This window comes from Shewanella sp. 10N.286.48.B5, from assembly GCF_002874355.2.
In the GTDB taxonomy this organism is placed as follows: domain Bacteria; phylum Pseudomonadota; class Gammaproteobacteria; order Enterobacterales; family Shewanellaceae; genus Shewanella.
Genome location: NZ_MCVG02000002.1, coordinates 140,413 through 154,471, shown reverse-complemented (window position 1 = coordinate 154,471; position 14,059 = coordinate 140,413). Strand labels below are relative to the sequence as shown.

At 36.7% G+C, this 14,059-nt stretch carries 10 protein-coding genes; 8 read left to right on the top strand and 2 right to left on the bottom strand.

Annotation, left to right across the window (positions count from 1 at the left end; all coding sequences use genetic code 11):
* Positions 1–150: 150 nt before the first annotated feature.
* The 6 genes from BCU57_RS15605 to BCU57_RS15580 are packed head-to-tail and all read left to right on the top strand — an operon-like array spanning position 151 to position 9,240.
* On the top strand, positions 151–474 hold the full coding sequence (locus BCU57_RS15605) for an Hpt domain-containing protein (RefSeq protein ID WP_102438343.1): 324 nt from the start codon (positions 151–153) through the stop codon (positions 472–474).
* A gap of 43 nt (positions 475–517) precedes the next feature.
* Positions 518–1,867, top strand: coding sequence for an HlyD family type I secretion periplasmic adaptor subunit (locus BCU57_RS15600; protein ID WP_102438345.1), 1,350 nt, complete (start codon positions 518–520; stop codon positions 1,865–1,867).
* A 2-nt stretch (positions 1,868–1,869) separates the two neighbouring features.
* Positions 1,870–4,101: a response regulator gene (locus tag BCU57_RS15595; RefSeq protein WP_102438347.1), complete on the top strand. Its 2,232-nt coding sequence runs from the start codon at positions 1,870–1,872 to the stop codon at positions 4,099–4,101.
* Positions 4,098–5,474 (top strand): TolC family protein, encoded by a 1,377-nt coding sequence (locus BCU57_RS15590; RefSeq protein ID WP_102438349.1) that lies wholly within the window; start codon positions 4,098–4,100, stop codon positions 5,472–5,474. The genes BCU57_RS15595 and BCU57_RS15590 overlap by 4 nt, the downstream gene beginning before the upstream one ends.
* Positions 5,467–7,077: an ABC transporter transmembrane domain-containing protein gene (locus tag BCU57_RS15585; RefSeq protein ID WP_198589346.1), complete on the top strand. Its 1,611-nt coding sequence runs from the start codon at positions 5,467–5,469 to the stop codon at positions 7,075–7,077. Before BCU57_RS15590 ends, BCU57_RS15585 begins: the two co-directional genes overlap by 8 nt.
* Positions 7,078–7,080: 3 nt before the next feature.
* Positions 7,081–9,240 (top strand): ATP-binding cassette domain-containing protein, encoded by a 2,160-nt coding sequence (locus tag BCU57_RS15580; RefSeq protein WP_102438353.1) that lies wholly within the window; start codon positions 7,081–7,083, stop codon positions 9,238–9,240.
* A gap of 167 nt (positions 9,241–9,407) precedes the next feature.
* Here BCU57_RS15580 and BCU57_RS15575 read toward each other — a convergent pair whose 3' ends face one another.
* Positions 9,408–11,822: an ATP-binding protein gene (locus BCU57_RS15575; RefSeq protein WP_198589930.1), complete on the bottom strand. Its 2,415-nt coding sequence runs from the start codon at positions 11,820–11,822 to the stop codon at positions 9,408–9,410.
* A gap of 413 nt (positions 11,823–12,235) precedes the next feature.
* On the opposite strand from BCU57_RS15575, the gene BCU57_RS15570 reads away from it, so the two are divergent.
* A complete protein-coding gene (locus tag BCU57_RS15570; protein ID WP_102438357.1) occupies positions 12,236–12,685 on the top strand; it encodes an SMI1/KNR4 family protein in 450 nt (149 codons plus the stop codon).
* Between the two features lie 133 nt (positions 12,686–12,818).
* Here BCU57_RS15570 and BCU57_RS15565 read toward each other — a convergent pair whose 3' ends face one another.
* On the bottom strand, positions 12,819–13,046 hold the full coding sequence (locus BCU57_RS15565) for a hypothetical protein (protein WP_133126443.1): 228 nt from the start codon (positions 13,044–13,046) through the stop codon (positions 12,819–12,821).
* A 281-nt stretch (positions 13,047–13,327) separates the two neighbouring features.
* Between BCU57_RS15565 and BCU57_RS15560 the strand changes: the two genes are divergently transcribed.
* Entirely contained in the window at positions 13,328–14,050 is a 723-nt protein-coding gene (locus BCU57_RS15560; protein WP_102438359.1) for a hypothetical protein, read from the top strand.
* Positions 14,051–14,059 lie beyond the last annotated feature (9 nt).

The following is a 14,059-nucleotide window of genomic DNA, read 5'->3' as shown; positions in this document are numbered from 1 at the left end:
AAGTGCAGGTATCTTTATAAAATATATGTTTTTTATAGAGATATCTGGATTTTAAACTAAAGTTATTATTAGGGATTATTAAATCGTAATTACACAGTACCTAAGTCGTCAATTTAGGTGGTGTTAACCAAGTCAAAATGAGTTTTAAATATGATAAATATAACAGCGTTAAGTGACATGTTTGATGGTGATACAGAGTGCGTAAAAGAGCTATTAGGTTTGTATTTAGAGTGCAATGCTGATGCCGCAACAACCATTGAGGCGCATTATAGTACTCAGGATACAGAGGCGCTTTTTCATGTTTTTCATACTTTATCAGGTTCTTTGTCTAACTTGTGCGAAGAAGATGCTGTTCCATTGATTAGGGAGGCCGAGGGGATAAGTAAAAAGGGCGAAATGCCAAGCAGGCAGCAAATAGATGTAATACAGCAACACCTATCAAAAATTGCTGAGCAGGTTAGCCTTTCCGTTTAAAAAAATTTATTTCATTGACATAACAAGGTAGTGATGGAGATAAATGAAAGGTAAAGATAATCTTGAGCAAAACTTTGAAGACATCATCGAGGAGTCTATTAACAGTGTTCATTCTGATAGCTCTAGCGTATTAATAGCTAAAAACAGCAGTAATAGTTCACAAAAAGTTTCCTCGGTTGCATTTGTCTTTTTCTTTATTTTATTGATATGGGGCTCACAAGCAGAGCTTGAAATTACTGTGGCCACAAGAGGGGAAATACTTCTAAACTCAGATATCGAAAAAGTGCAACACTTAGAAGGAGGGATACTTGAAAAACTCTATGTCGCCCCTGGCGATATTGTTTACAAAGGCCAAAAAATTGCACAATTAAGATCAAAAGATAAGCTTGGTGATCTTGCTGTTAATCTTTTTGAAATCAATCAGCTTAGGATAGAGCTAATAAAATACGAATCTTTAATATCCCAACAAGAACCCGACTTTTCAGCCTTTAAAGACTATCCACAAACGCTCAAAATACAGCAAGAGCAATGGCGAGAAGAGAATAGCAAAAATGTAACCAGTGATGATTTAATGGAGCATGATATTGCCCATAAAACGGTGATCATCGACTCTATGAAACAGCGAATACTTTCTTCTACAGCCCAGTTAAACATAATTAAAAAGCAACTCGCCATAAAAGAGCAATTGTATAAAGAAGAAATGGCGTCATATACCGACGTGCTTAATATGCAAGTGCAAGAAATGAATATGCTGCGTGAAATTGAAAATTTAGAGGAGTCAGTAGTTAATGAAGGTTTTTTATTAACTCGTCTCACCAAGCAACTGGAAAACACCAAGTTTATTAGGGATAGCGAATATCGAACCAAGGTTGTTGCGCTAGACAAAGAGCTTTCAATAAAGTCAAAAATGCTGCCATCGATTTCAGATAAAGTGGATCGCTTGTTTGTTTATTCACCGGTAGACGGTACAGTAGATAAGCTTAATTATAATTATATCTCTGCCATTATATCGCCAGGGGATAGCATTGCTGATATCACGCCGTTAAATAATGCTTTACGAGCTGAGATAAAAATAGCCCGCAAAGACATAGGTTTTATCGTTAAAGGCCAAAAAGTAAAACTAAAGCTTGATGCCTATAATTTTGCTAAATACGGTGTTATCGATGCGGTGATTTCATCTATCTCGAGAGGATCATACGAAGAAAAAGAAGAAGAATTTTTTCTAGCCGAACTCACAATCAATAAAAATTATCTAGAAAATAAAGGGGTTAAGTACCACTTAGCACCATATATGGAATTTACTGCAGATGTAAAAACAGGCAGTAGAAAAATTATTGATTATGCTCTTAAACCTATAATGGCTGCGTTAGAAGAGTCGTTTAATGAGCGTTAAACATGAATGTAAAATATAATAATAATGCGCTAAAAATTAAAATTGCTTTTGCTATTGTGCTGATATTAACTCTCGGCCAGGTGGTTTATTCACTAAAAAATACCGTTTCTGGTCAGAAGCCTGCCGTCACGGCTAATCAAGATGCACTCATTAACACCTCAAACAATATCGTCGATCAACTTGAAATATTAAATGCCACCCTCTCCTTATGCGAAGTAGGGCGCTCACCATGTAATAAGGCTCAAATTTCTGTTTTGACGCAGCAAATTGCTAAAGACGTACAGTCTTTCATTTCTATCGCATCTACTGAAAAAAAACTTATATCCCTTGCTGGTCTGTTAAAGTTTGACTACGTTAACTTATATGTAAAAAAGTATAATGATCATAAAGATATCAATACATTAAAACTTGATATCGAAGGAAGTTTAGCAGAAGTTAGTGATATTTCAGCTAACCTAAATCAAAAATTAGCAGCTGATATAAAGCAAAATTCACAATCCCAAATGGCGATATTTTTTGCCATCAATACCGCCACATTTGGTTTTTTTGTGTTTGGCTGGTACCTGATAAGGAAGCAAATTCGATACACAGTAAAAGAAAAGAGCAGATTATCGCAGTCGTTTCATCATATTTTAGGTGACGTTAAAACCCTCAATCATAGTTCTCTAAAGCATCGCTTATCAGATATTGACTCAAGCTCAGATGAAAAAAAAATCTACTCCATGCTGCTGTTTAGTTTTGAAAAGTTAGAGCAGCAAATGAGTAAAACTGACTTATACCAAAGGCTGTATAACTTATTAGGTTATGAAATTAGAGGCATAACTAACACCATACACGGGGGCATTGATCTACTGGTCAATAAAGAGAATGTTCAAGAGGTTTTACAGGCCAAAGAGATCACCACTGCGACCAGAACATTAGAAAACCTTGCTGAAAATTTTAATTTACTTTCAACAGTTGAGTCATCTTCTAGCACAAAGTTGGTCGATTTTTACAATTTAATTAGTGAATTAGTAGTACTACTATCAACAAAATCTAAGCAACAAAATAAACTTATAGAATGTTACGTCGCAAATACTATTCCCTTATCCTTTTATGGTCATCATACTGGTTTATTTTGGCTTTTGCTGATGCAAATTTCCGAAACAATCTCCAGTTCCAACTGTCGTAACGTACTGTTTTCTTTAAGTTGCAGCTCGGCAACAAGGGTTGAGAAGTTACAGATTAATATTGATCTATACCTCTATGATCAAGATATACCCTCCATGGAGCATATCGAAAATTTAGCTTGGGGTGTCGTACCTAAAAAAGACATAACCAACAAGGCATTGGTTAAAACATTACTCAATCAAATAAAAAAATATCATGTCATTCAAAAAAATATTGATGACATATCAAGAGTGCGGATCTCTTTTGATGTCACCCCTGTTGATTATCAGACTGAAAATAACCAGCTCTACGGCAGAACGCTGCTAATTTGTGGTGCATCTTATATGCAAGTTGATGTGATTGAACAAATGCTAACAGATCAAGGGGCTAAAGTGATTATTGCCCGCACCGGCAATGAATTATTTCAATCTATAAAGGAGCTTTCACCCCAAGATGGCATCATCTTAACCAATACTATTCAGGGGGTAAATTTACAGTCATTTTGTAAAATATTAAAGGCGAGGCTGAATAAGAAAGTGATCAAAATATTCTTGTCGTTATCATCCTCAAATATCGATGAGAAGCTCTACGAACATGTTGATCATGTCTTTTATCACCCTTGTCCACCCAGTGATTTTATCGCCCATATTGTTGAGCATATAAATAAAGACGAAGACGCAGCGGTAGATGAAAAATCAGAAAAAATATTAATCGTTGAAGATGATAGGTTGCAGCAATTTATCTTGAAGAAAATACTCACTGATTTAGGTTTTGATTGTGATACGGCTAATGATGGTAAAGAAGCCATTGAGTCAGTCAAAGTGGGCGATTATAAAACGGTGTTTATGGATTGTATTATGCCTAATCTTGATGGTTTAGAGGCGACATCAAGGATCAGACAGAGTGACAATGAAAATAATCTGCCTGACAGGGTCATCATCGGTGCGACCGCTTTAACCAGTAACGATGAACATCAAAAATGTATCAGTGCGGGCATGGATTATGTCATCCATAAGCCCTATAAAAAAGATGAGATTTTTAATGTATTAAGAAAGTATCTAGCAATTAATAAGGCGAATAAATGAAGATTATTAAATTCGCTTTAATACTGTTGTGTGTTGTTAATGCTGCTTCTACAAGGGCATCAGAGCTATCTTTGTTAATTGATCAGGCATTGAGGAATAATTATCAGATTATCAGTTCTGAGTTTGAATTAGTGTCTTCAGAATATGATCTACAAAAAGGGACTTCGCCTTTCTTACCAACCGTGAATATTCAGGCAAATTCCACTTGGAATGAATCTAAAACCACCTATCCTAACCCTGATGACGGTAGTCGTACCGATAATGACTATAACAGTAATGGTTACAGTTTATCCTTGTCACAGGTATTACTGGATTACTCTATCGTATATGACTACGACTTGAGCAAGTTAGAGTTACAAATAAATGAAATAAAACATAATAAAATTCTCAATGATATTATCATCAAGGTGGTTGAAAATTATTTCTCTTATTTAAAATTCAAAGCGCAGCATAAAGCCACCAAAGCGGAGCTAAAGTCATCTCAAGCACGCCTAGAGCAAATTAGTAGAAACAATGAGCTGGGTAATGTGGCCAAAACAGATGTTTATGAGGCCTATGCTAAGAAGGAGCAAAATGCAAAAAGCTTGGCAAGCATTGAAAAAGACATCAGGATTTCTCTAATCAAGCTCAATTCTACAACCCAAACAAAGCTCGAACCTAAGTTTGATATCCAATTAAATCAGCACTATCAACAGATCCCATCAAGAAGCAAAAGTAAGCTTAAAAAAAACTTAGCCCATAAAAACTACGACATTATTATTTCACAATACAATATCAAAAAATCAGAAACCACATTGGATAAAACCAAATCAGGCTTTTACCCCACCATTTCAGCGTCGGCAAATTATAGTGTCAATGATAGCAATAATAATGTTGAAACCTATAACGATGATATCAGCTACTCTTTAAATATAAATGTTCCCATAATGAGTGGTGGCTCCACTTATTATGAATATCAAAAAAATAAGAATAAAATATTCCAGAGTATCGCTAACCATAGGCAATCAATTGATGACGCAGGAGTTGAATTTGATGAGTTGATTTATCAAATTAATGACAATGTCACATCAATTAATTTGTTGCGGAAAATTATTATATCGAACTACTCAGTTTATAAAGGAACGCAAAAAGCTTATAAAATCGGAACTAAAACATTAACGGATTTACTTTCTTCAGAGTCAAATTTATACAACAGTATTCGTGATTTTTATTCTAATCAATATGATTACATCATCAATATGACTAAGTTTGACGCCTTACTCGGCCCAGTTGACCTTAATATTCTTAGTGCATTATCAAATAGTATGGTGCCGATACAGAATAATTTTGATTTGGAAGTGCTTGAAAAGTTGAAAAAGGAAGCTGATGAATAAATTATCCTATATTCCTAAACTGTCGATAATCGACTTAGTTTTTCTATTCACTTCAAGTATTCTGACGACCTTACTTGGGTTGGTGCTACCATTTGCAATTTTGATTATCTTTGACCGGGTACTGCCAAATCAAGCAACTTCCACTTTGTATTTTATCTATTCAATTATTTTAATAGCGATAATTTTAGATTACAAAGTGAAAGCATTAGAAGAAACCCTTATTGCTGATATTGGTAATAAGTTTGAAAGAAAAATCACCAATCAACTGTTTCAGGCGGTATGTCATGCCAATATCACCCGTTTTAAAAAGCTTGAAGTCGGTGAATACTTAGAACGACTCAATACGATCCCCAGCTTAAAATCCTATTTTAGTGGCGACTTAGTGTCATCTTTTATCAATATATTTACTTGTATTGTGACCATAGTCGTACTGGCGGTCATTAATCTGAATACCGGTATTATCATCAGTGTAGCGTCATTATTTCTATTTATTATTGCCTATTTTTCAACAAGTAAAAAAGTGCAGTTATTAGAAACCAAGTCGACTATTGAGGGGATTACAAACTCTAAAATAATCGAGATTGTGTCATATCCACTGGATATTAAAAGTCGCACCATGGAATACCGAGTTGAAAACTTGATGAATAACATGATCGAACAACGAGAGCATTTCAGTACTAAATTTGAAAGACAGGAATCAAATTTTGCCTTAATTCTTTCTTTGGTGCAGCAGCTTTCAGTGGCGGTAGTGGTAATTAATGGTGCCCTTAGCGTGATCGCAACAGAAATGAGCCAAGGGGTGATGGCGGCTATTATTTTATTAACTAACCGCTATTTTGGCCCGTATCAGCAAGCGATGAGAACTATGGGACAATGGAAAATCAATAAAATTTATATTGATCGCTTGAATGAAATGTTGCTGATGGAAAATACCAATAAAGCGGCTTGCACCTCGCCTGAGTCTGCTGCCGGGCAAGAGCCTAACACTAGCTCTGGTTCAAGTGTGTTGGCCAGTGATAAAGCTAACGAAGCGTTATTAGCCTACAACAGTAGGATCCCCAAGATAATTTTTAATAATCGAGAAATCTCTTTTACTAAGGGAAAAATAACCCTACTAAAAGGCAAGTCGGGTAGTGGTAAAACCCGGTTAATTGAGCGCATTGTACAAAAATCTCAAGAAGAGAATATCGATGCTAACCTTGTTGTAACTATAGATAAAAACAGCAGTTTTATTGAAGGGACTATCATAGATAATATCACTTGTTTTAGGCCGCAATTACATAAGGCGGCATATTCTCTTTGTGAAGCTTTATCAATAAAAGAAGATATCGACCAACTCAAACTCGGTTTTTTTACTGAGCTCAGTAGCGGTAATAGTAAAGTATTTTCTCGTCAGGTTTCTTTTTTATTACTTATTGTAAGAGCACTATTAAATAACAAGTTGGTTATTATTATTGATGATTTTGATCTTGTTTACGATAAAGAAGTGGCCATTAATTTGCTCTCTTGTTTGAGGCCCCGCACCGGAAAATACTCCTTTGTCATAGTGAGTAATAAAATCACCAATACTGACACCCTGGTTGAAACGATTACATTGGGTTAAAAAATGGATACTTTAATAGCATTTGATGAGCTTAACGAAAGACTAGAGCACTTTAAGCATGGTGAGTATCAGCAGCGCTTTGAACAAACGCCATTATTAAATGGCATAGCCTATGCGTTGATTGCATTAGAGTGGGAAGGGACCCCCAGTATTTTATCCGATGTCTTTATTCATCATGACAACCACCTTAGCGCATTTAAAGCCACATTAACCAGAGTTGGCTATGAGTGTCTAAGCATTGATATAAAAACAAAAGATCAATTACACGAGGTCACATGTCCGGCCTTTATTTCGCTAAAACATCAAAATTATATTTTACTCAGTTATAACGATAAAACCTGCTTCTTATATGATTATGAAAATGACAATATTTTCGAATATGTGTTTGATCCCAGCGGCGAGTTTGTCGCATCGATCTGTTACATATCAAGTTACTCTCGGTTATTTCGAGAGCCGCCGCCAGAGTCTCAAGATAAAAAGAATTGGATTAAATATTCGTTTTATCGATATAACGCAGAATTTAAAGATCTCATTAAACTGAGTTTAGGGATCAACTTGTTGGGCGCCCTGCAGCCTTTTTTTATTATGAGTGTATATAATTTTGCCTTAAGTGCAGGCTCGATTTCTACCTTATTGTGGCTTTCAGCAGGGGCTGTGATGGTCGCTTGTTTCGAATATATTTTGAAAAAGCAGCGTATGGAAATTCTAGCAACCTCAGGCAAAGAGCTCTCTTGTTATATTTCTTACAGTGTTTTGTCTAAACTGCTGTGGCTGCCCTATGCGATGACATCAAGTGCTGGTACATCTTCACAGTTAGCCAGACTCAAAGATATTGACCAATTTAGGCAGTTAGTGACAGCTGAATCAAGCTTAAGCTACTTTGATTTACCTTTTATCTTTATTTTTATCATTGCCATAGTCATCATGTCTGGCACCGCGGCGATAACCGTAATATCTGGTATTTTAGTCATGGTGGGCTTTTGTGTGTATGGCCGCTACATCTATTCAAAATCGGCTTCTCAAAGTTCTAGAGCCAATGCGATGGTTTCTTATCAGTGGAATGAAATATTATCCAATACCTCCTCAATTCAAGGGTTACCATTAATTTCGGTATTAAAATCACGTTTTAATTCAGCGTTAATACAACGATTAAGCGATTCACACCAAGTTAGTACCACTAACAGCAAAGTGCAGAGTATGGGTGGTAGTTTGATTCAAATTATCGGCATCACCAGTATTGTCACCGCGGTGTCAGGCGTGATGGAAGGCACGACAGATGCAGGTGCTATGTTGGCGATTATCATTTTAGTGTGGAAGGCACTAACGCCAATTATGGGGATTTATAATTCCTTAGCCAAAATAGATACTATTAAAGCTTCAACGGGGCAAATTAATGCGCTAATGTCACTAGATGATGACCGCAATAAAATGGAGAAAAGCTCGCCATTAAATCAATTTCAGGGACAGTTAGAAGTCACCGGGCTAACCCATCGTTATACGGGGCTTTCAAAAGGGTTAACTAACTTATCTTTTCGTGTTGGCAAAGGCCAGAAAGTGTCAGTTTGTGCGCCTTCTGGGGTAGGTAAAACCACGTTAATGAACCTTTTAGGGGGGATTGAAACCCGTTTTCAAGGTCAAATCACGCTAGATAATTATAATATTACCCAGTTTAATAGCTTCAAATATAGAAATAGCATCTGCTATATCCCCTTTGACTTTCATTTATACCAAGGGTCAATTCTGGCTAATTATCGGCTTTATAATGGCTATGTTGATGAAGACCATATCGATAAAATGATCAGCTTTTTTCATTTAGAAAAATACTTGCCAGAAGGTAAGTCAACACTGATCACCAGCGGATTAATCAAAAGCTTACCAGATGGTATTTTAAGAAAAATAAAGCTGATGATTGGTATTGGTAGTTGTCAGCAAAAATTTCTTATTATTGATGAGCCATTTGTCGGCTCAGAAAAAGAAAATAGCCATTATTTAACTTCGCTTTTTTCTAGCTATTTAAAGAAATGCACAGTGATCTATACCAGCAATGAGAAGGCCATGGTGGCAACATCAGATCTGTGTTTACTGCTGGATGAAGAGGGGGCGCAGAAGTTTTTTGGTACGCCTGATAAGGTCTTATCAGCGGCGTCTAAAATATTGTATTAAAGGCCGTAGCCTTTGCAGATGGTATTCGCTTCAACAGGGTCTAAGGAGGCTACTTTTAATCCCCCTTTTTCATCAGTCAAATTTGGTAGTGTATTCTTGTAGTGGGCTTTTAATTGAGCTTAGCTGTGAATTGAGTTTCGCTATAAATAAAGCACAGATAAAAGACATCAAATAAATTTAGTGAGCTTTTCTACCAGAATTTCGCGTCTAAAGGGTTTAGGTAAATAATCGTTCATGCCCACATCGTAACACTTTTGAATATCATCATCTAAAATTGAAGCGGTTAAGGCTATGATAACCACAGGCTCTGAGCCTTCTACCTTTTCAAAAGCGCGTATGGCCTCAGTGGCTTCAAAGCCTGTCATAACTGGCATCATACAATCCATCAGTATCAATTCGATGTTTTTATGGTGACGTTTATATATTTCTAGCGCTTCGCCACCATGGTTGGCAATTTTGTAATTTATTCCTAATTTTTTTAAGTTAATTTCAACCACTTTCTGATTAATTTTATTATCTTCCACCAGCAAAATAAGTTTGTCACTCTTCATCGTCGCTTGAGTGCTTTCAATGTCAGCAGTAACTGATCTTGTGACGGTTTTCAGTAAGGTATCTAATCTAAGCCCTAACAATGGGATTGTGACGTAGCCAGAAATGGATTCGCCAAAGTCATCCTTGCTATCATTGTTATGACGAGATAGCACCACAGGCAAGTTTGGGTAAGCTTTAGTTATGTTAATGATGTCAGAGGCTTTAGTCGTGGGAGTTTGCTTGAGCAGTAATACTGCACTGTCTGATATTGATTCAGGCAGCTCATCAAAGGCCTTAAGTAAGATGACAGGGTAGTTAAATTCATCCAAATTTTGCAGTAATAGGGTTTCATGCTCGTTAGCACAGTAATAAATGGTTTGAGCTGGCTTAGCAGGGGCTGTATGGGCCTGCTTGTCTAAAATCAAATTGAAATAAAACTCTGAGCCGACTCCTTTGGTTGAGTTGATTTCAATTTTACTGCCCATCATTTGAACCATTTTTGCTGAAATAGCCAGCCCTAAACCTGTGCCACCAAATTCAGTAGAGGTGCTATTGCTTTCTTGTTTAAATTCTTCAAATACCTGACTTTGTTTGTCCTCATCTATTCCAATACCAGTATCTCTTACTGAGAAATATAAATTAACCTTATGGTCTTGGGCGCTTTTTAATGGCTGTTGTCGCAAGGTAAATTGCACTGAACCTGAGCTGGTAAACTTAATCGCATTTGATGCCAGATTCATCAAAATTTGTCTTAGCTTTTGCTCATCGGCACGGATTAACGTCGGTATTTGTGCATCCATATCGATACGCAATTCGATATCTTTTTGCTGTGCCTTGGGGGCGATAAGGGCTGCTGTATCGTAGATAACTTCTTTTATGGCGCAAGTGTGAACATTAATATCAAACTTGCCCGATTCAATTTTGGAGAGGTCTAAAATATCATTGATAAGCATTAATAGTGTTTGAGAGGATGCATTTATCGTCGCTAAATAGTCTTTTTGCATGGCGTTTAAATTAGAGTCTGTGAGGATCTCGGTCATGCCAATAATGCCATTTAACGGAGTACGTATTTCGTGGGACATATTCGCGAGAAACGAGCTTTTAGCCCGATTGGCCTTTATTTCATCTTGCTTAGCGTCAATCAGTTCTTCTTCAAGTTGATGGCTGGCAATGTTGACCGTATATAAGGTTATAAAGATAAGTAAGCATAATAATAAGGCAAGCAGATAGTCATACAATAAGTAATTTTTAATTTTCTCATCTATCATGCTTGGAAGTTGATTAAATAACCCATCAAGCTCCTCTTCAACCTGTTGAATCGAGGCGCGAAGCTCACCTTGTAGCCCTGATTTATAGTCGTAGCCAAGCTTTTGATGTTCAGTTTGTAGCGTGAAAAATGCGTTTTTATAGGCTTCTAAATGGCGAGTAATGGATTTATCGATATTATTTCGGCCCAGAAGTGAGCCAAGCGTGTCAAATTGCAGCGTAATTTGTTCAAGCTGCTTTGGGTCAAAGCTGGAGAAAAACTCGAAAGTCTGCTGCTGAATATCAAGCAGTACCAGGTTTAATTCAGCATCATGACGCTGCAAAGCATCTTGCTCAAATGCCAGCTCCGCAAGCTTAAATCTGCCTTGATAACCAGGTTCAAGGTCATCTCCGTCAATCAAAAAGGTTTGCTTGCTAAGTTCGTTAAAGGTGTTGGTATAGCGGGCGACACTCTTGATACTGTCAAGGCCGTTAAAGTCTATTTGTAAGTCATGGGATATCAATATGCTATTGATATCCAGCAGTTGTTGCTCTAATAATCTTTCGCTGTAATTAAGCTGGGTGATGTATTGCTCTTCACGTCTTAGGATAAAATCCTTTTCCAATCGGCGAAGTTGTAAAAGGGTATTGGAGGCAAGCGATATCTTATTTTGAAACACTCCGAGCTCGTGTCGCTGTTGAATAGTTTTTTGATTGGCGATTAAAAAAAGTATCAAAATAATAAATATTGAAACCGCACCAACAGCCATTAACTGCTTAAGATTAAGTCGTGCAAAAGTTTTCATATCCATAAACCTTTAGTAATCCATTATCATTGCCAATCCTATCTAATAACTATAGTTGTAAATCATATTAATATCAGAAAACAAACAGAAAAAGATTGATAAAACACTGATAAAATCAAGCCATAGGTTAAGTTTATCAGTCACAGTACAAACAAAATGCAGCAGGTTTAGCTTACTCATACCTGCATTGTTTCAGGCTGACATGGGTAAGGCTTGAATATAATGAAAAACCTTGCCGTTTTTGGGGAAGCACATAGCGTGATACAGATTGCTAATCATCCAAAGCTTCAAGATACAAGTGGTCAACTAATATTAATTACAGTTAAACCGCGGACTTTTTGGGTTTCTCTGGTATTTTAGTCACAATTTTTTGGCCAGTATTCTGGCTTTAGTTGTTTTGGGAATATGTAGGCATGAATAGCATCGATCTATTTGTAAAAAACTGGGGCAGTAAAAATGCCATGGTGCCAATAAAGAGTCAGTTTATCGCTGAACTTGAAGCAAAACTGACGGCAGTGCTGCCAGACTCATATAAGTATTTAATCTCAACCTATGGCTTGGTGCACACCCCTAATGTATTGACAAAAATTTGCGATTTAGGTGTAGATATTTCTGAAGTGCAGGACTTTTTAAGCCTTGAAGATGTGGCGTTACTGTCCAACTTATATGAGATGAGCGGCATGCCAAAAGGGCATATTTTGTTTGCCTCTGATTGTAAGGGCAACATGTTTTGCTTTAAGCAAACCGAGTGTCAAACTCAGCAGCAAGATGTGGCTGTGTGGTTTTATAATCAAGGTAGGGGGACGGTTGAAAAGGTGTCTAATTCGTTCAGTGAATGGCTACAGCAGTTCAATGATCTTTAAAGCGGATTTATCACTAGCTAAGTTACTTATTGTATAGCTTCCAGTAGGTTAACTGTCTAAGTATATTGATTTTAAGTGTAAGTTTCTGTTAGTGAAAAAACCGGCTTAAGTAATTAAGCCGGTTTTTTATGGATTATTTTTGTTTGCGTAACCAGTTCATTTGGTAAATAACAAAACTGATAAATACCATAAAAATGATTAAGAATGTTTTTTGCAATAAAGGGTCTTCTAATGATGTCACTATGGGGTCATCCATAGGGAAACGGGTCATAATCTCGGTGGCAGTAGGGATCAAATGAAATAGTATGGTTGCCGAAAAACAGAGGTTAACTAGATATTTATTCCACGATTCAAACAGCACTGTTTTCTCAAGTACGATGCCAATAACAGCCGCTAATATGGTTAATGTAAGGCTCGAAGTATAAGACTCGAAGTTTAATTTGGGGGCATTTTTTGGCCACTGTGTTAATTCAGGCTAATTCATCCAAGGACTCGATATCGAGTCCTTTTTTGTTGGTTTTTAGTCAGAATATTACTTTACATAAGCGGTATCGCAAAGCTATGTTTAAGCTATTGTTTGCTTGAAATTTAAACTGCACAGGCCTTGAGTTTAATTCAGATGACGCGATGCAAGGAGTGGTTGTGGACATAAAATTGAATATCAAATTATCTACATTCTGTATTACTCAGTTCTCAATAGTCACCCTGTTGGTTCTTGCTGGGCTCGCTGCCTATATTTATGCTCATATCACTGGACATGAATATGTATTGGGTTTCTTGCCGTTATTTGACGTAGGTAATGAGCAAAGCTTTCCGACTTATTTCTCGGTATTAAATTTACTATTAGCGTCAATATTGTTTTTTGTTTTATATCTATTTGAAAAAGCCAATCATCATAAAGGCTTTAATTATTGGTTATATTTAGCAGTGTTATTTTTATTATTATCCTGTGATGAGAGCGTAGGGGTACACGAAAATTTTTCAAATATTCATGATTACCTTGCTGCGAAAGACATCATACCGGCCTTAATTAGCTCACACACATGGTTACCTTTTGGGGGGGTGTTTGTGTTTTTTGTAGGCGTCTCGCTAGTGCCATTTTTAAGGTCATTATCAAAACAAAGCGCTTTTTATTTTGTACTTTCAGGGGGGATTTTTCTTACCGGGGCTATTGGTTTTGAATATCTAGGTGCTGTGATGTTAGAGCACGGATTAGTCGATTCCAAGGCTGACTTATTGTACAAACTGCGCCGAGTATTTGAAGAGGCGTTTGAAATGTATGGCATCGCAATATTAAACTGTGCTTTATATCGAGAGATGCTTAATAGAAAGCTTTGTTTGGCTATTCATCGCTCAGAATCATAAGCTATGATC

Coding starts and splice junctions, on each gene's coding strand:
- BCU57_RS15605 (WP_102438343.1), top strand. CDS start 151: ATGATAAATATAACAGCGTTAAGTGACATGTTTGATGGTGATACAGAG.
- BCU57_RS15600 (WP_102438345.1), top strand. CDS start 518: ATGAAAGGTAAAGATAATCTTGAGCAAAACTTTGAAGACATCATCGAG.
- BCU57_RS15595 (WP_102438347.1), top strand. CDS start 1,870: ATGAATGTAAAATATAATAATAATGCGCTAAAAATTAAAATTGCTTTT.
- BCU57_RS15590 (WP_102438349.1), top strand. CDS start 4,098: ATGAAGATTATTAAATTCGCTTTAATACTGTTGTGTGTTGTTAATGCT.
- BCU57_RS15585 (WP_198589346.1), top strand. CDS start 5,467: ATGAATAAATTATCCTATATTCCTAAACTGTCGATAATCGACTTAGTT.
- BCU57_RS15580 (WP_102438353.1), top strand. CDS start 7,081: ATGGATACTTTAATAGCATTTGATGAGCTTAACGAAAGACTAGAGCAC.
- BCU57_RS15575 (WP_198589930.1), bottom strand. CDS start 11,822: ATGAAAACTTTTGCACGACTTAATCTTAAGCAGTTAATGGCTGTTGGT.
- BCU57_RS15570 (WP_102438357.1), top strand. CDS start 12,236: ATGAATAGCATCGATCTATTTGTAAAAAACTGGGGCAGTAAAAATGCC.